The following is an 18370-nucleotide window of genomic DNA, read 5'->3' on the forward strand; positions in this document are numbered from 1 at the left end:
GAACCGGGTTCTTTGGAACCGTCGTTTAACTCGCCTCTGCAAGCAGACTTGCATTGCCACCGGCGGCCGTCGTGTCGATACACACATGCCGCTCCATCCGGCACCGTGCCGCCAGATCGTCTTCCGCAAGGAGCGGGATCAGGCGGCCTGACCGATTGGCCAGATGCCTGCGGGTGGTTGCGAGATCGTCCGTTTCGCTCCAAAGCGCGACGGCATCAAAGCCGTCGATGTCTTCCAGCGCCTTTCGGGAAAGGAACCCGTCCACGCTGCTCACACCGCTGGCTCCAGGAACAACAACGACCGCAGTGCAGCCATTTGCCCGTGCCGTATCTGCCTGACGATCCGCGGCAGCCGCTGTTGGACCAAGGCAAAGAACAGTACCCCGGCCAAAAGTTGAAAGCCGGTTGGATTCACCGGTCGGACCCGGCAGGGAAATCGATTCCAGTCTTGGATACCGCTGCTGCCTCGCCTTTGCGAGCAGCGCAGTCACGTCCGCCGGGTCAGCTTCGGGTCCCGAAACAGGTTTCAGGGTCTCCATGCCCGGTTTTGCAAACCGTGGCACATAGTTCGGGCCGCCTGCCTTCGGACCGGTGCCGGACAGCCCCTCACCGCCAAACGGCTGGGATCCGACAATCGCTCCGATCTGGTTCCGGTTGATGTACATGTTGCCGACATTCAGCCGCGACGTGACCTGTTCGACCCGGTCGTCGATCCGCGAGTGCATGCCGAAGGTCAGGCCGTATTCGGTCGCGTTGATGGCATCAACAACCGCATCCAGTTCATCAGACCGGAATGTTGCGACATGCATCACCGGTCCGAAAATCTCCCTGGTCAGGTCCGCGATGCCGCCGACCTTGATGACAGCAGGTCCGACGAATGTTCCTTCGGAAGGTGTGCCCAGTTGCTTGAGAAGGCGCCCTTCTTTGCGCGCGGTTTCGACATGCGCATCAATTTCCGAACGCGCACCTTCGTTGATAACCGGACCGAGATCCGTGCGATAGGACCAGGGATCACCCACAACGAGTTCGTCCATGGCACCGTAGAGCATCTCCAGAAACGGCTCGGCAATATCTTCCTGAAGATAAAGTAGGCGCAGCGCTGAGCAGCGCTGACCCGCCGACTGGAAGGCGGACGCGATGATGTCCTTGATCGCCTGCTCCGGCAGCGCGGTACTGTCGACGATCATAGCATTCAGGCCACCGGTCTCGGCGATCAGCGGCGCCGAAGGATCGAGGGCACCGGCCATGGCCCGGTTGATCGTCTGCGCAGTCGCCGTCGAGCCTGTAAAACACAGTCCCTTGATGCGCTGGTCCGCGCTGAGTTTCGCGCCGACCACTGACCCCCTTCCAGGCAGCAATTGAAGGCAGGCTTGCGGGACTCCCGCCTTGTGCAACAGACGAACCGCGACACTGGCGGTCAGGGATGTCGGGTCTGCAGGCTTTGCCAGCACACCGTTTCCCGCGGCAAGCGCTGCTGCAATCTGTCCGGTGAAGATCGCAAGTGGAAAGTTCCAGGGCGAAATGCACGAAACCAGGCCGCGTGCCGGCATCCGGAGTTCCTCGGCCCGGGCGGAGTAATAACGCAGGAAGTCCACCGCCTCGCGCAACTCGGCGATCGCGTCGAGCGGTGTCTTGCCGGCCTCCCGGGTCAGGACGGCAAAGAGTTCGCCGAAATTCGCTTCATAAAGACAGGACGCACGTCTCAGCACTTCCGCGCGCATGCCCGCGGACGCCGGCCACGCCTTCGCACCGGCAAGCGCTGTCTCGACGTCCGTTTCCGAGGCAAGCACCACGCTGCCGACTTCATCCTCATGGTTCGCCGGATTTATTACCGGCTTCACCTCGGCGCTGTCGACTTCGCCGAGGATCAGCGGTTCCACGTGCCACTTGTGTGTCCTGAAGGGCGAGCGCGCGGCCTCGATCCCGGCCAGATCGTCCGTATCGTGGAGATCCCAGCCCTTCGAGTTCTGCCGTTCGGAACCATAAAGATCAGCCGGTTCGGCGATCGGGCTTTTTCCGGCAGCCGTTCTCAGCGTTTCGAATGGATCCGCGGCCACCGTTTCCGGCGACACCTGCGTATCGACGATCTGGTTGACGAACGAGCTGTTCGCACCGTTCTCCAGAAGCCTGCGGACAAGGTACGCCAGAAGGTCGCGATGGGCACCCACCGGCGCGTAGATCCGGCAACGGCTGTTGCCTGCGGCCATCACATGGTCGTGCAGCGCTTCGCCCATGCCGTGAAGGCGCTGGAACTCATAGGCGGACGGATCGGCCGCCATCTCCAGGATTGCCGCAACCGTGTGCGCATTATGGGTCGCAAACTGCGGATAGATCCGGTCGGTCATGCCCAGCATCTTCTGCGCGCAGCAGATATAGGAAACATCTGTCGCTGCCTTGCGCGTGAACACGGGAAATCCGGACAGTCCCTCGACCTGCGACCGCTTGATCTCCGTGTCCCAATACGCTCCCTTGACGAGGCGCACCATGATCTTTCGGTCGAGCGCGCTCGCCAGTTCGTAGAGCCAGTCGATCACGGGACCTGCCCGCTTGCCATAGGCCTGGACGACGACACCGAAACCATCCCAGCCCGCCAGCGACGGGTCGCGTAGCACGGCCTCGATCACGTCCAGCGACAAGTCCAGCCGGTCTGCTTCTTCCGCATCGATGTTGAGCCCCATGCCGGCATCACGGGCCATTTTCGCAAGCTCCAGCGTGCGCGCGACCAGTTCGCTCATCACCCGGTCACGCTGACCGACTTCGTAGCGCGGATGCAGCGCCGACAGTTTGATCGAGATCCCCGGATTGTTGCGGATGTCATCTGACCGGCAGAGCGGGGCAAGGTTCCCGATCGCGTCGGAATAGGAGGTATAGAATGCGTCCGCGTCGCGCGCGGTCAGCGCCGCCTCGCCGAGCATGTCGTAGGAATAGGTATAACCCTCCTCTTCCTTCTTCGCGCCACGCTTGACCGCCTCGGCAATCGTTTCGCCAAGCACGAATTGCCGTCCCATTTCCTTCATTGCCCGCCCGACGGCGGTGCGGATCACCGGCTCGCCGACGCGCTTGATCGCGCTCTTCAGGACGGCCGCCATGCCCTGACCCTCCTGCAGCACCTTTCCGGTCAGCATCAGGGCCCAAGTGGACGCATTGACCAGGGACGAACTGGACTTGCCGAGATGTTCACCCCAGGCCGATGGCGCGATCTTGTCCTCGATCAGCGCATCAATGGTTTCCGCGTCCGGCACACGAAGCAAAGCTTCGGCAAGACACATCAGCGCGATGCCCTCTTCGCTCGAAAGGCCGTATTCGGCCAGGAAGACCTCCATCAGGCCAGGCCTGGTGTCCGATCGTATGGCCTCGACCAGCGTGACTGCCCGGGTTTTTGCCTTTTCCCGGACATCTGGCGGCACGGGCACGGCCCCCTTGAGGTCCGCAAGGACGGCGGCTTCGCCGCGCAGGTGATTGGCACGGATGGAAGAGCGGATATCGGTCAGGTCTGGCACGGAAAACCTCATCGGTGAAACTTTCCGCCATTATACTCAATCTTCAAAAGGCACTTTTCCCGAGATGTGCTATCTTGCAATCAAGAAAATCAAAATTACAGGGTTTGACAGGTCATATGACGGCAAAAGAAACGGAAGTCGGGAAACTTGACCGCTTCGACCAGAAAATCCTGAAAGAACTCAGCCGGGAAGGCCGTTTGCCCGTGACGGACCTTGCAAAACGCGTGGGACTGTCGAAGAGCCCCTGCCAGGTGAGGCTGAAGCGGCTGCAGGCGGAAGGCTATATCCGCGGCTACAAGGCGGTTATTGATCAGGCAAAACTCGGGCTGGAACACATCGCCTTTGTCGAGGTCAAGCTCAAGGACACGACCGAACAGGCGCTGAGCGCCTTCAACGACGCCGTCCGAGCGGTGCCTGAAATCGAACAGTGCCACATGATTGCCGGTGCTTTCGACTACCTGCTGAAGGTGCGCACAAAAGACATTGCCAGCTACCGAGCGATCCTCGGCGAAACCATTTCCTCACTGCCCCATGTCGGCAACACCTCCACCCACGTGTCGATGCAGTCCGTCAAGGACGATGCGGGTTGAGCGCAGAATGAGTGCAGCGGGGGTCCTGTTCACGACACAACGATGCAGGGCATAAGACCGGTTCTGCCGAATATTTTTTCAACCACTGCACGAGATTTTACACGCTCTCTCTCGATCTCGTCATCGGTAATCACGAAGCTTTTTCCTAGTATGCAAGATTGGAATTATTTGGTGCGGTAAAATCTGAGCGGTGAAGGAGAAGTGTCGTTTTGCTTAGTAATGTCGTGCAACTCATCAGATACGAATGCATTCCCCGGTCCATAAACGCCCGGGCCGATCCAAAGATGACGATCTTTGACAAGCTCTCCGTGCAACGCGATTTCGCGTTTATCTTTTGACAAATATGCTGGGCTTACAGACATTTTTTCCTTTCCAGTTGAGTCTGTGTAGATTCGCAAATTCTCGGACCGCTCAACATCGACCGCATCGACTGGATCAACGATGTTGATGATGTAGAGTTGTGCGATTTCCTCACCGTTTGGAGCATTGCGTAAAACATAAGTATGAAAGTAGTGCCGTCCCGGCTCCAAACGCTCAACGGCATCTCTGATTACGTCGCTGCAGTACCAAAACTGGATGCTAAATAGGTTAGGAATCATAGCTGTTTTTTGTTCTAAGAAGCCGCTCCTAGGAAAAAATCTCACATCTATTTCTAGACCAAATTTCAAAGGATGAATGAAATCATCCACGATATCACCCCAACTATCATCCCAATATTTATCTTCGTCTATGTCGGGGATATTTCTGTAACTCGTCGTCATGAAATAGGGCATTGTTTCTTCTCTATACTTAATCTGAGCTTTGGCAAACTGGCTTGCTGAAGATCAACTGCAACCGGCATGCAGGACCCGCGTCACCAAAATTCCCGCGCGGACCGACTGCTCGAAGCCATGGAACCGAAAAACCGTTTCCGTTTCTTTGGCGAGGCTTCGGCAAGGATCAGATTTCAAACATGGGCGTGAAGTCAAAACCCTTGAGTTTCGCCTGCTGAACTCTTTCAAAAAACGCTGACCAAGAAAAAAGAGAGTGCTGAACCTCTCGTCACCAATTCAATTGAATATTGGGCTGATCAGACCCTCCTACGTACAAATACAGCATAAGCTCGGGTCATATTAACTAATGCCAGAAAATCCAAGAAATCCGTTGTAAATGGAATGCTAATAATTGCGATTGAACCTCTAGGCTGTCGCACAAAAAGTCGCTCAAAGAATTCAAAACCCAGCATTGGTGATGCTTAAAGAACATGCAAAAAGAGCATTCTACAGGAGGTTGTTTTTTGGTTATTAACAAACTTGCTCTTAGAAAGACTAATCAGGTAACTCTTATGTCTAAATTGAGCCGATTTTTGATATTTGGCGTTGTTACTGGATTTTTTTATTTTACTTCATCACAAGTAATATTAAGTGAAACAAGCAATGACACATTATTTGATCTTTTTTTGGGCTGCATGGTCGACAAAGATCTTGAGTGTGCAGCTCACGTAGCTTCAGATGTCGCAGTATCGTTGAAGCAACAGTCCAAAATCCGACAAATTCCGACCGAAGGGTTGGCACGGCTACCTTCGACTCAACTGAAGATTTGGGCAGATCTGTCGGTTTACTATTCGTTGGAAGGAGACATCGAGTCCGCCAAACATTTTTTTCGCATGGCTTATCCTGAACGGATAGGCTCAGGCGCATTTTCAAGTGCGAGACCAATAAATGCGGCCGTTGAGTGGTTGATCTACGTAAGCATTGTGGAAAATAGATCTAAGGATTTCCATGAATTTATGAATTTCATCGAAGACTTTGAAGGCAATACCGCCAAGATAGATAGAAAAATTTTAGTTTTGCATAGAGTTGTTCGACGAATTGAAAAATTTGGAAAGCAATCAAAGTCCGGTTACGAGGCTAAGATAATCTCTGAATGGATCAAAGATCAGGCAGATAGTGACAGCGTTAGCTCTAAATTTATCAGCCAGCTTATCTTGGATAGAAATTTCAGTTTGGCTAGACGTTTGCTCGCGTTCTTCCCAAGCCAGGATCTTCAAAAAATTTATTTGAACGAATTTGAGAAGCTAAAGAGTCAAGAGGCTATCTACGAAAAAATCACAAGCGAATTAGTGCAAAAAAATGAAAAAGCCTTGCATCTAACTATGCGCAGGTACCATGAAAAAGGTAAGGGCGTTTCGGAAGTTAAGCAGATTGTTCGCGAACTACAAATGAGAGGTCGCTATGACCTTGTCCCAAATTTCATGTCAACTGCATTAAATTTCGCTCGGGAGTTCGAGGAAAGCAACTGTAGAATTGTTTACACTAACGCCGTTTTAGAGTTCATCGTTTCTTCAAATATTTCTGCGCTTCAAGAACACGCAATCGCAACGTTGCCGACCGATCTCGACTCATCGACCGACCATAATTGTGAAGGCAACATTGTGGAATTTAATGAACACCATAGAGAAATTTTTATGGCGCTCATGTTTTCCCCTGAACAGCTTGCTACACTCTCTTCAGAAAGCAGTTTCGCACAAAATTCCGGAGAGATTGTGAATTCGGTTTATGGCGTTGTTGGAGCAACAGCATCAAATCTGGACCAAAAGTCAGTTACGTTACTACTCACGCGCCTAGCAGAACTGCGTTCAATGGGAGACAGAATCACGAGATCTCGTCAACTAGTCTTCAATGCGGGAATAGCGCGACAATACGGTTACGACCTAAGTGCTTTTGATCTACTGGCAGCAGCAATTTTTGTAGCGACCGATGCGTCAGATATCGAAAAACGGCAACTTCTTGTCACGGCGATAAATGCTCTGTTTTCTTGGAGACATCAGCTTTCAAGAAAAAAATTCATAGCGCAGGCCTACTGATACCTGAAGCATCTGCGTGTTTTTGTAGCATGTGATCTGCTGCTTTGTTTGTCCTTGTTTTGAAGTTAGGCTATTTCCGATTTGGAGTGATTACTCAACGTGCCGCCCGAAACGCGCTTTGGAGCGGAGTGCGCCCCATAGTATCTGGGGTGGACTAGGCCGTGGACTCATAAACGCGTAGCCAAAGGCGGATCGCCGCGAGCTTCACGAAGGTAAGGAAGTTGGCGGCCCGCTTCTCGTAACGGGTGGCAATGCGGCGGCAGTGAAGGTGTTTTTAATAGTCTAACGCGCCATCGATGATCGCTTATCCACAGGTTGTATCTACAGCTTCTGGAAGTCTTCCAGAATATCCAGCAGCTCCGCCAGGCGCTTCTTGCCGATGACCTCCTCGATGCGGGTCGCGATGGCCTGTGCCTGGTCCAGCTTGTCGTGGATGATCGCCTGACCGGCCCCGGTGATGGCGACCGTCTGCTTGCGCCGGTCCTTCTCGTCCGCCTGTCGGGTCACAAGACCCTTTTCCAGGAGCGTCTGCACGATCCGGGTCTGGCTCGGCAAGAGCAGGCAGGCCCGCTCGGCCAGTGATGACGCGTCCTGCGGACCGAACTCCTCAAGAACCCTGAGGATCCGCCACTGCTGCTCGGTGATGCCGCAATCCGACAGCATCTCGCGTATCGGGCCCATGACCTTTTCCCGCGCCCGGATCAGGGCGATCGGAACGGAGCGTTTCGTTGAAGGCAGCGCAAGGGCGCCAGTGGCATTCAGATCGTCGGTCATTGTCGGCTCATAGCGAATTGTGGTGCGGTTGGACACAAAAAGTTTGACATCGCGATCTCAATATATTTAACATAGCAAATATTGTGCTGTTAAGAAAAAATAGCGCCGCTCGTAGCACCCGAACTTTCCGCAACCCCGGCCCGCGGAACGGTTTTCAGGTTTTTGACGTTCTCGGCGCACCCACCGTCAGGCCCCTTCGAGGAACATGAGAATGCGGTTTTCGACCTATACCACGGATGGCGAGACCTTTTACGGGGCGATAACCGATGCCGGTGCGATCTGCCTTTCCCCTCTCTTTCCCGAATGGCCGACCCTCTATGACGCAGTGGCGGCCAATGGTCTGGACACCCTTTCTGCCGCCGCCGAGGGACGGCCGGTCACGCATGCAAGTTTCTCCTACGAGATGGTCCTGCCGAATGCGCCACGGATCCTGTGCGTCGGCGTCAACTTTCCGGATCGAAACGCGGAATACAAGGATGGCAGTGCGCAGCCCGAATACATGTCCCTTTTCCCGCGCTTTGCCAGCGGCTTTACCGGCCATGACCGCCCCCTGGTCCGGCCGCCTGAAAACCACACGCTGGATTACGAGGGCGAGGTCGCGATTGTTATCGGCAAGAAAGGCCGTCGGATCCGCGCGGAAGACGCATACGACCACATCGCCGCGCTGACCCTGTGCAACGAAGGCACGATCCGTGACTGGGTGCGGCACGCCAAGTTCAATGTCACCCAGGGCAAGAACTGGGACAGGTCCGGCGCCCTTGGCCCCTGGCTGGTACCGTTCAGGAATGCTTCCCAGCTGGATGAAGCCCGGATTATCACCCGTGTGAACGGAGAGGTTCGGCAGGACGATTATCTGAAGCGCATGATGTTCCCGGTCCGCGAGGAGATTGCCTATATCTCCACCTTCATGACGCTCATGCCGGGCGACATCATCGTCACCGGAACGCCGACCGGCGCCGGCGCGCGCTTCGATCCGCCGCGTTATCTGAAACCCGGCGACGTGGTCGAAATAGAGGTGGACGGGATCGGTGTTCTACGCAACGGCGTGGAGGACGAACAATGACACCGGACGATCACGCAAGAGCAGCCGCCGACCTGCTTGAGGCGGAAAGGACCGGAGAGCAGATCGGGCTTCTGTCGCTCCGTCATCCGGAAATCGGCATGGACGATGCCTATGCCATCCAGAATGCGATCTATGCGCAAAAGCTTGCCGAGGGACGAAAGGTCATCGGCTGGAAGATCGGCTTGACCTCCAGGGCCATGCAATCCGCGCTCAGGATCGACATTCCCGACAGCGGCATCCTGTTCGACGACATGGCATTTCAGAACGGGGGAACGGTTCCCGGCGGCCGGTTCATCCAGCCGCGCATCGAGGCTGAAATCGCTTTCATCATGAAGGCAGCAATCGGTGGCCCGAATGTGACACGGGATGACGTTCTGGCGGCCACCGGGCATGTCGCCCCGTCCATTGAAATCCTGGACACCCGGATTCAGCGGGCCGATCCTGAAACAGGCAAGGTCCGGACGGTCCATGACACCATCAGCGACAATGCCTCCAATGCGGGTGTGGTTCTCGGTAACAAACGTCATCCGGCAGACGCCTTCGACCTGCGCTGGGTCGGTGCGCTGGTTTTTCGCAACGGTGACATCGAGGAAACGGGCCTGGGTGCCGGCGTGCTCAACGACCCGGCCGAGAGTGTCGCATGGCTGGCGCGTCGCATGGCCGGATATGGCCAGAACATCGAACCCGGAAACATTATCCTCTCCGGTAGCTTCATCCGGCCAATCGAGTGCCCCGCAGGCACTGAAATACATGCCGACTTCGGACAATTCGGAACAGTGGGCATCAAGTTCGCCGAATAACATCAACGTAACCGCGCTCAAATGGCGCCGCGCCACGGCACCTTCATGCTGCCAGTCGAAAAAGAAATTCCCCGTCGGGAATAATCCGTCATCCGATCCGTTTCCCTCATGACCGCGCTGTTGCGGCTCGATACTTTTTGAGAGAGACCGATATGGAACCGATTGCCCCTTGCCGCCTGATGGCAGCCAAACGCTCTTATGCCGTGCGCCGCGTGAACCTTGCCGAGTGCACCCACATCGTCAAGACTGCCTTCAGGCCGGAGCCGGGCGACCTGGTTCTGGCACGGGTCCAGGCAATCGGATCGCACAAGCGTATCGAACTGCCGAACGGCCGGAAAGCCACGCTGCACGAAGGTGACGAAATCCTCCTTGCCTACGGCAACAGGTATGCTCCCGATCAATACGAAGCCTACGTTCCCGAAACGCTGGAACCGTGCCACATGGTAGCTGCCGGCGGGATTGCGGCCTGCGCGGTGTCATGGCACGACAGGTTGTCCGGGCCCACCGGGATTGAACCGGTCGGCGTCCTGTGTCATTCCGATGGAACGGTGGTCAACCTGAAGCAGTTCGCCCTGCCAACGGTGGCTTGTCCGATGCCGGCCGCTGTCTTCGGCGTTTTCGGCACTTCCATGAATGCCGGCAAGACAGCGACTGCAGCCTCCCTTGTGCGCGGTTTTGCGGCCAGTGGCTATACGGTGGGAGCCGTAAAGGTCACCGGAACAGCCGCCGGCGGAGACCCCTGGCTGATGCAGGATTCTGGTGCTGCCCACGTGCTCGATTTCACCGATGGCGGCCTCGCCACAACCTTCGGTACGCCGCTCGACACGATCGTCGGAACAACCCGGAACCTGTTGAGAACGTTGCACAGATCCGATTGCGACGTTGCCGTCGTCGAGATCGCGGACGGCCTCTATCAGGACGAAACACGTCAGCTCGCGGCAAGCCCGCTGATGCACTCCCTGTTTGACAGCGTCGTCTTCGCGGCCGGAGATGCGCTCGGCGCTGTTGCCGGGGTCAACAGGCTCGAGGCTCACGGCTATCAGGTGCTCGGAATTTCCGGTTCAGTGATGCGGTCGCCGCTGGCCGTTCGCGAAGCGACGGTGAACCTGAACATACCTGCGTATTCCCTGGCAGACCTGCAAAGCCCCGTGACCATTTCCGGCATCATGGACAACACGGTGTCCGGCCGGCTTGTAGCGGCGCAGTGACATGCCGCGCCAAAAAGCTGATCCGGGCATTCCACCCCTGTGGAATGTCCGGCGCGTCATCGTTTGCACCGGGTTGATCCTCATCGGGATTGTTCAGACGCTTGGCGCCATTGCGCTTTCAAGCAGCGCCGCCGCTCTTCTCACAGGGGCAAAGAACATCCATGGCCTGCCCGTTGCGCCGGCTCTTGTCGCCGCGGCCCTGACCGGGTTCGTTTCATTTGTTGTCCAGCACAGGACAGCCGAGCGCTTTGCTCTTTCTTACGTGCACGATGTGAGGGTGTGTTACGCCCGGCATGTGCTGTTGCTGCCGTTTGACGGCAAGTCCCCTGAACTCGGACTGTCACTGACGCGTCTGGTAAATGACCTTGGTGCCGTCAAGCTCTGGCTCTCCAGAGGTCTGCTGGCCCTGGTAACGCTGGCAGCTTCCCTGCTCACATTGACATTGTGGCTCGCACTGGCGGAACGTTCCTTCCTGGTCCCGCTGGTGTCCTGCCTGGCCCTCTGGACGCTTGGCATTGCCCTCGCGCTGGCCCCGCTGCGTAAAAGCATCAGGCGATCGCGTCAGAAGCGCGGACGTCTCGCCGTCCTGCTGGGACGGGCACTGCCAGAGCGCTTGCCGCTGTTGATGCATGGCAAACTCGCACCCGTGACAGACAGGCTCACCCGGACAAGCACCGAAGTTTGCAACCTGCTCGTCACCCGCGCGACCTGGTCCGGCGCGATGCGCGCACTGAGCCGCGCAACATTTCCCTGCGCCGCTGGTGTCTTTGCGTTGACGGAAGGCATTGAGGGCGGAAAAATCGCGCTGTTCCTTTTGATTTTCGGTTTCGTGTCAACGCAGCTTGAATCCGGAGCTGCAGGACTGGAGTTCTTCGAGGCGTACAGGGTTGCGCGTGACAAACTGCAAAGGGTCTTCAATCTGCCGACGCTCGCACCATTCAAGACCGTGGCGGAACAGGTCCCCGACTGGCAAAAGTCGATCGAAATCGTCTTGCTTGAATTGCCGTCGGGCGAAAAATTGTCGGCCGGAATTGAAGCTGGCGCCTGCACCAGGATCTGCCACGACAACACAAGGGACCTGAGGCACATCGCCTTGAGCCTGAGCGGTCTGACCAGAAGGCCGTCACAAGAGCGAATTTTGATTGACGGTGTCACCTTCGCCGATATCGGCCGGAAATCGCTTTGGCGCAACGTCGCGCTGCTCTCTCCCGAAAACGGGATCCCTGCCTATCAGAAAAACCGCCCCGCCTTCCTGTTCGGCGCCAGAAGGGATCCATGCGGCGACGAGCAGGCTGCCGTCAGATCGTCTTTGGGACTGGACGAAGACTGGACGGCAGGCGTGACACAAAAAATGCCTGAGTCCGAACGGGTCAGGATCCGCATTGCACGTGCTCTTTTGAGAAAACCCAAATTGCTCATCGTTCATGACGACAGCCTGAGCGGCAATGACTGTCTGGCGTTGCGCTTGCAGGAGCTTGCAACTGACCACGGAACAACACTTGTGATTCTGGCGAAAAATGACCCTTCGTGAAATTCGATCAACTCACGGAAACACCGGTTGTCATTTTAGAGAAAACCCGGAAGCAGACGTTCTGCTTCCGGTGTGCTCAGCAAAGACCCTCTGCCTGCAACAACCCTGCGCCATAAACCGGATCATGGCCGCTCTCCCCCAGATCGTGTGCGCTCGCCCTCAGAAGTTCGTAAATCTCTTCAGGTGTCTTTTCGGTGTGACGCGCCCGCAGCAAGGCGACAGCTGCCGATGCAAAGGGGACTGCAAAAGATGTTCCTGTTTTCCATTTCGCCCCCTTGACCGAGGCAGCGGTCCAGACATTCACACCCGGGGCTGCCAGATCGATATAGGCACCCCGGTTGGCGCGGCGATAGACGCGCTTGTTCCGATCGACCGCGGTGACCGCAAGCACCTCCTCATAGGCTGCCGGATAGACCGGCTCCCCATTCGGGCCGTTGTTTCCCGCCGCAGCGACGATGGCAACGTTCTGTTGCCTGGCCAGATCCCGCAGCGCCGCACCGACGACGGTGTTTTGCGGTCCGGCAAGGCTGAGGTTGATCACGGAGACATTTTGCGCGGCAAGACTGTAAAGCGCTGCCACAAGCGTAAAGGCATCTGCCCGTTCATCACGTCCCGCCCGGTGGAATGCATCAACGGCGACCAGGCGCACATTTGGCAGCAGTCCCGGAACCCGCGTTCCCGGCTGTCCGACCAGCAACGCTGCAACCGCGGTGCCATGACTGGCCTTTGAAGCAGGACGCTGGTCACGCGTCTGCCGCTGGACGGTCAGGTCGGCGCCGGCGAATACAGGATGCTTTTCGTTGATACCGGTATCGATCATACCAATGGCCCCGGACCGGGTGCACGAGGCTTCGTCCCGGCGAACCGGGTCAGGCCAGTTTACAAGCTGAAAAGCTGCACAAGTCTCACCGACGCATGTCGTGCCCTCGCTCTCGGGCCGGTAAAAATGATTGTAATCCGTGTCCCCGACCGAGGGTAGCGACCGGACGGCATCTCGTGCATCCTGCAGCGGCAGGCCGTCGGGCACCGCCAGCCGGTAGTAGTCTTGGCCGCGCACGACGGAGCGTTGCTCCAGAACCCTGTAACCTTCATCCAGGAGGCTTTGCAGATCTTCGGTATTGATGTTCAGAACAATAATTTCGCCGGCCACGAAAAGAACCGGTGGAGCCGTCGTCCTGCGCGGTTGCGACGCCGGCCTGTCGCCCGCGCCAAGCAACCTCCGCAATGGCGCGAAGATCGAGCCCGCACCTGAAACACCGGAGGCCGATCGGTCCGAACGCGGCAAGGTCCGTTGCTGCGCGCCAGAACCTGAACCTGCTCCGGTCCCTTGTCCTGAGTTCGTGTCACTGTCATCGTCGTCGTCGCCATCATCATCACCATCGTCGTCGTCAGCGATCGCCGATGACAGGAACAGCTCTTTTGAAAGGCCGGTTTCAAACACGGGAAAGAAGAGGAAAAATGCGAAACCAAGGGCGATCAACTTGCTCATTTTCAGTCCTTTCAGGCACCGGCACTTTTTTCGGGAATAAACCAGTGTGTCATTCGTATTCCTATCAATTACGTTTGAGCGGCCTGAAAATTCCATCGGCTGCCTGATTTCCAGAAGGTTGTTGAATGCCGGATTCCTTCCACGTCGCACTTACCGAAAAATTGCCCAACCTCAGGCGGTTTGCGCTATCACTGTGCAAGGCTTCACATCTGGCCGATGACCTTGTTCAAATCACGGTGGAACGGGCGCTGGTAGCCAGAAACAGCTACGATCCCGCATCGAGAATAGAGGCCTGGCTCTTTCGCATTCTGAAAAACGCCTGGATTGACATCACCAGGAAGCAGCGCGTGAGAGGACAGGAATTTGACATTCACGACGCACCTGATCTGGCCGGACAGGAAAACCACAAGGGCGACGACAGATTGATGGTTGCCAATGTCGTGGACGCTGTCGAAGCTCTCCCCCTGGAGCAACGTGAAGTCCTCATCCTCATATGTTTCGAAGAATTGAGCTATGCAGAAGCCGCCGAAATTCTTGACATTCCCAAGGGGACGGTCATGAGCCGGCTGTCGCGTGCACGCACCGCCATCGCCGTGAAAGTTGGAATAAAATGAGCTTTGAAACGTATTCCGCCCAGGACCAGACCAATGACGGATAAAACAAAGATGACAGATGAACTCATCATGGCCTATGCGGACGGCCAATTGCCGGATGCGGAGGCACAAGAGGTCGAAGCCGCGGCGCGAACGGATGCGGTCATCCGCGAAAAAATTGATCTCTACAAGGAAACCGCGCACAGGTTGAAGGCAGCCGCAAAGGACATCCCACCGGTTCCCGACGCTCTGGCCCAGCGGGTTTCGTCCCTGCTCGAAGCCGACACTGCGGAGCGCAATCTTGGTGCCTCGGACAATGTCGTCGCCTTTGCACCGAAAAAGTGGATACGCCAGTGGCCCGCAGCGCTTGCAGCCTCCATAACGCTTGCCATCGGTCTCGGTACCGGTATCGCGATCGGACCATCCGGCACTTCCGCCGGCAAGCCCCCATTCGGAATTGCCGCACTTGCAGATCCTGAAATTTCGGAAGCGCTTTCCAATGCTGGATCGGGCAGCAGTATCGCCCTGGGCTCTGGTGCAACACTGAACCTCATTGCGTCCTTCGTCGATGCGGATGATGAATTGTGCCGTGAGTTCGATTACGAAAAGGCCACGGGACCATCCATCGTCTCGGTCGCATGTCATTCAGGCGGCACCTGGCAACCAAGGATCGCGATCGCCGCCAACAAGGAGCAGTCAGGCGATTTTGCACCGGCATCGTCACTGGAAGCCCTGGAAACCTGGTTGTTGTCTTCAGGCCTCGGCGAGCCACTGGACATCGCAGGTGAAAAAAGGCTGCTTCGCGAGTTGGGCATGAAGCCATGAAAATCGGGATTGACGGGCGCCGCCGCACTACGCGCGCCAAACGTCATATGTGCGCCGGAAAAGCAGAACCGGACAGTGGTTCGAAGCTGTCAATGTCGCTTCAAACCGAAAACATCCCGATCATCCGTTGGATCGCTTGAACAGAGCCGGCGTTGTCCCCGTCCATCGCTTGAACGCTACCGAAAAAGCGGCCTGGTCGGAAAAATCGAGCAGGAAAGCGACCTGGGCAATGCTGCTTTCCCCGATCAGAAGACGCTTGGCAATATCGCATCTTGCAGCCTCTGCAAGCGCCTTGTAACTGGTTCCTTCCGCGCCGAGGCGACGCGTCAGCGTCCGCCGGGTCATGAACAGCTGCTCGGCAACTTCGTCCCCGCTGGGCAGATGCCCCGGCAGTTGCTTGCGGACTACGGCGACGACTTTTTCCGAAAGGCTCTGACTTTCTCGTGGCATCTGCTCAAGGCGCGCATCGCCGTGGGCCTGCAGATGATCGAGCAAGGCGGAATCGAATGTGGGGATCGGATAGCTCAGACCATCTCGCGGCAATTGCAGTCCGCTCATGGACTGACCATTGACAATCTCACAACTCACGAACTCCGACAGCCGCTTGCAGTGAGCCTGGTCGTTGCAGTCCAGATGAAGCGTCAGGGGACCGAAATCAGGTCCGGCAATCTGCGTCACCCTCTTGTACATTCCAAAAACGAGAAGTTCCCGATGACGCGGGGCCTGATGACCTGACAGCACGGCGCTTTCAAGCGCAACAATCGGCCCGTTCTCGTTTTTCAGGAGTTTGAACTGCAGATGCGGGTCTTCAAGCGCATAGTATTTTTGGGCAAATCCGAAAACCTGACCAACCGTTGCACTTGCATTGGCCAGATATGCCAGAAGAGTTTTTGAACCTGGCGTCGCGAGCCCCGTTCGGGCTGCAAAGGTCTGATCCTTCAGCGCATCGCACGCCTGTGTCACCAAGGCGGCTTCAGCCGCCAACTCCACCTTTGAATTTTGATCGGTCAGCACGGAGGGTTCGACACCGGCATTTTTCAGAAAATCCGTGAATGGCTGCACGGCTCCGGGCTCTTGCGCATACACCCGGGCCACGTGCTTCAGTCGGTAGGCGCTAATTTTCGGCATTTCTCTATACCAACCCCGCTTTCCCGGCGAACACCTCTCTTCCGCTGGTCGATGCTGCCTGATTGTCCAGAAAAATGAAATACGTGGCCAGACCTCAAAAGAACGAACCACGACTTTTCACCATCTCACCGGTGTGAACAGACATTGCTGCCCTTGGGGGGTGGCTTTACCGAAAAAGCAAGGGACACATATCGTGAAAAAACTCGCACTGCCGACACTCATGTCAGTCGGCGCAATGACCACGCAGGCCGCCGCAGCCGGAAGCGATCCGAGATGGTGGGTCTCACCGGGAGAAACCGACACCTACACCTGGGTCGGATTGATAATCTTCCTGCTTGCGATATTCCTGGTGGTGCACCTTTATTCCCAGTTCGATCACTATGCGGAGCACCGCGCCAAGGGCACGCCGCTGCGCACCACTATCCCGACGATGCTGACGGTTGCGCTGGCATATGAAATCATGCCGGCACTCGACCATTTCAGCATTCTGCTGCCAGCTGCACTCGTCATGACCGCCATTGCCCGAGACTTCATGCTGTGGTGGCGGCCCGAAGATGCGGAGGCAGCACGATGATCGAGATCCTCGTAACTTCATTCCCGTTTGTCTTGCGGGTGATGTATCTTCGTTGGCGTGGGATGCCCGTCACCCTTTACAACGTCCACCGGGCCCTGTTCCTGTGGTTCGTTCTGGCCCTGATCGTCTTCTTTGCCGTCTTTTACTACTACCCCAAGTCCTATACCGGCCTTGTGCCCTACCGCACTGTTCCGGTTGTTGCCGAAACCGGCGGCACCGTAACGGAGATCTTTGTCAAAGGTGGCGACCACGTGAAAGCGGGCGATCCGCTTTTTGCGATCGAAAATACGTCTGAACTCGCCAAGGTTGAATACAGCCAGCGCAAGGTGGACGAGGTTGACGCTGCCATCGATGCGGCGCATCTGGAGGTCGAGACCGCCGCGGCGTCGCTTGCGGCTGCACGAGCTGCCTTGAAGCAGGCGGAACTAACACTCGCAGATCATCTCGAACTTCAGGCCCGGGGCTCGGCGGCCTATCAGCACAGCCAGATGGAGCGTGCAAAGTCACAACGCGACAGCCGCAAGGCAGAAGTTGATGCGGCGGCAAGCAGGTTGGCAACTGCCGAAATCCAGGAAACTGCAATCCTTCCGGCGCAGCTTGAAAGCGCCAGGGCTTCACTGAAACAGGCGCAGGTGGAGCTGGACAAGACCCGTGTGCATAGCTTTGTCGATGGAACTGTTGAACAGCTGGCGCTGAATGTGGGTGCCCGTGCCGCCCAGGCGGCAATGAGCCCGGCGATGATGATCGTCCCGGATCGCAGCCGCAGGGAAAAGGCAAGAATCGTCGCCGGGTTTTCCCAGGTGTCACGCACCGAACTCTATGAAGGCATGGCTGCCGAAATAGCGTGCGAAAGCAACTTCAACATAGCGATGAAAAACACCGTCCTGCCGGCGCGTATCACACGGATACAGGAGCCGATCTCATCCGGTCAGATGGCCCCCACCGGCCGGCTGATGGAACCCTCGGAACGCGCAAAACGCGGTCAGGTCGTGGCGCATCTGGATCTCGTGCACCCTGAGCACCAGGACCTCCTCGTCCCGGGAAGCGGGTGCATCGTCCAGACCTATACCACTCACCTCAAGGGCCCTCTTGAGGGCAGCATGACGGCGCACGTGATCGAAGCACTCGGCATCATCAAGGCTGTCGGCCTGCGCATAAAGGCCTGGCTCGGTCTCGCATCCGGCATCGGCCTTGCGGGCTCAAGCCACTAGATCAGACCATATCTGGTTGGGTCTCAAATTCGACTCCCGGTGCAACTTCCGGGAGTTTTTTTTGCTCTTGCCTCTGCTGGCGCTGGGCTGCAAACAGCTGCGTGATTAACCATAACTCTTTGACAGAAATGAATATTTTGAAAAATAAACTGAACTCTACAGCGTGATTGGATGACGCTGAAACTTGCTGTGAACATTTTGGCCAGAACAAAAAAACACATGGCCAGACGCCTAAAGAAG

At 56.7% G+C, this 18370-nt stretch carries 15 protein-coding genes and 1 pseudogene; 10 read left to right on the plus strand and 6 right to left on the minus strand.

The features are described from left to right. Positions 1–25: 25 nt before the first annotated feature. A complete protein-coding gene (putA, locus tag LA5095_RS06170) occupies positions 26–3511 on the minus strand; it encodes a bifunctional proline dehydrogenase/L-glutamate gamma-semialdehyde dehydrogenase PutA (protein ID WP_055113101.1) in 3486 nt (1161 codons plus the stop codon). 104 nt (positions 3512–3615) lie between these two features. Between putA and LA5095_RS06175 the strand changes: the two genes are divergently transcribed. Then, a complete protein-coding gene (locus LA5095_RS06175) occupies positions 3616–4089 on the plus strand; it encodes an Lrp/AsnC family transcriptional regulator (protein ID WP_055113102.1) in 474 nt (157 codons plus the stop codon). A 164-nt stretch (positions 4090–4253) separates the two neighbouring features. On the opposite strand, the gene LA5095_RS06180 is transcribed toward LA5095_RS06175, so the two are convergent. Beyond that, a complete protein-coding gene (locus tag LA5095_RS06180; protein WP_055113103.1) occupies positions 4254–4862 on the minus strand; it encodes an imm11 family protein in 609 nt (202 codons plus the stop codon). 551 nt (positions 4863–5413) lie between these two features. Between LA5095_RS06180 and LA5095_RS06185 the strand changes: the two genes are divergently transcribed. Continuing rightward, a complete protein-coding gene (locus LA5095_RS06185; RefSeq protein WP_144435933.1) occupies positions 5414–6934 on the plus strand; it encodes a hypothetical protein in 1521 nt (506 codons plus the stop codon). A gap of 154 nt (positions 6935–7088) precedes the next feature. Here LA5095_RS06185 and LA5095_RS32315 read toward each other — a convergent pair. Both LA5095_RS32315 and hpaR read right to left on the minus strand, forming a co-directional pair. Next, positions 7089–7199, minus strand: a pseudogene (locus LA5095_RS32315) (IS5/IS1182 family transposase); the annotation flags it as partial. A gap of 56 nt (positions 7200–7255) precedes the next feature. After that, entirely contained in the window at positions 7256–7708 is a 453-nt protein-coding gene (gene hpaR / locus LA5095_RS06190) for a homoprotocatechuate degradation operon regulator HpaR (RefSeq protein ID WP_055113107.1), read from the minus strand. A 211-nt stretch (positions 7709–7919) separates the two neighbouring features. Between hpaR and LA5095_RS06195 the strand changes: the two genes are divergently transcribed. The 4 genes from LA5095_RS06195 (at position 7920) to LA5095_RS06210 (ending at position 12310) form a co-directional block, all read left to right on the plus strand. Next, positions 7920–8771 (plus strand): fumarylacetoacetate hydrolase family protein, encoded by an 852-nt coding sequence (locus tag LA5095_RS06195; protein WP_055113109.1) that lies wholly within the window; start codon positions 7920–7922, stop codon positions 8769–8771. Further along, positions 8768–9571 (plus strand): 2-oxo-hept-4-ene-1,7-dioate hydratase, encoded by an 804-nt coding sequence (gene hpaH / locus LA5095_RS06200; RefSeq protein ID WP_055113111.1) that lies wholly within the window; start codon positions 8768–8770, stop codon positions 9569–9571. Before LA5095_RS06195 ends, hpaH begins: the two co-directional genes overlap by 4 nt. Before the next feature lie 152 nt (positions 9572–9723). Next, complete coding sequence (locus LA5095_RS06205; RefSeq protein ID WP_055113113.1) at positions 9724–10779, plus strand: P-loop NTPase family protein; 1056 nt, start codon at positions 9724–9726, stop codon at positions 10777–10779. 1 nt (position 10780) lies between these two features. After that, positions 10781–12310: an ABC transporter ATP-binding protein gene (locus LA5095_RS06210; RefSeq protein ID WP_055113115.1), complete on the plus strand. Its 1530-nt coding sequence runs from the start codon at positions 10781–10783 to the stop codon at positions 12308–12310. A gap of 76 nt (positions 12311–12386) precedes the next feature. On the opposite strand, the gene LA5095_RS06215 is transcribed toward LA5095_RS06210, so the two are convergent. Beyond that, entirely contained in the window at positions 12387–13799 is a 1413-nt protein-coding gene (locus tag LA5095_RS06215) for a S8 family serine peptidase (protein ID WP_055113117.1), read from the minus strand. Positions 13800–13924: 125 nt separating this feature from the next. On the opposite strand from LA5095_RS06215, the gene LA5095_RS06220 reads away from it, so the two are divergent. Together LA5095_RS06220 and LA5095_RS06225 are read left to right on the plus strand one after the other, a co-directional pair. Further along, entirely contained in the window at positions 13925–14413 is a 489-nt protein-coding gene (locus LA5095_RS06220) for an RNA polymerase sigma factor (protein ID WP_055113119.1), read from the plus strand. Positions 14414–14446: 33 nt separating this feature from the next. Continuing rightward, positions 14447–15217 (plus strand): anti-sigma factor family protein, encoded by a 771-nt coding sequence (locus LA5095_RS06225; RefSeq protein ID WP_055113121.1) that lies wholly within the window; start codon positions 14447–14449, stop codon positions 15215–15217. A 120-nt stretch (positions 15218–15337) separates the two neighbouring features. On the opposite strand, the gene LA5095_RS06230 is transcribed toward LA5095_RS06225, so the two are convergent. Further along, complete coding sequence (locus tag LA5095_RS06230) at positions 15338–16345, minus strand: helix-turn-helix domain-containing protein (protein WP_104701055.1); 1008 nt, start codon at positions 16343–16345, stop codon at positions 15338–15340. 193 nt (positions 16346–16538) lie between these two features. On the opposite strand from LA5095_RS06230, the gene LA5095_RS06235 reads away from it, so the two are divergent. Both LA5095_RS06235 and LA5095_RS06240 read left to right on the plus strand, forming a co-directional pair. Beyond that, positions 16539–16919, plus strand: a complete 381-nt coding sequence (locus tag LA5095_RS06235; protein WP_055404224.1) for a hypothetical protein — start codon at positions 16539–16541, stop codon at positions 16917–16919. Further along, complete coding sequence (locus LA5095_RS06240) at positions 16916–18130, plus strand: HlyD family secretion protein (protein WP_055113123.1); 1215 nt, start codon at positions 16916–16918, stop codon at positions 18128–18130. The genes LA5095_RS06235 and LA5095_RS06240 overlap by 4 nt, the downstream gene beginning before the upstream one ends. Positions 18131–18370 lie beyond the last annotated feature (240 nt).

The sequence above is a fragment of the Roseibium album genome (assembly GCF_001404515.1).
In the GTDB taxonomy this organism is placed as follows: Bacteria; Pseudomonadota; Alphaproteobacteria; order Rhizobiales; family Stappiaceae; genus Roseibium; species Roseibium album.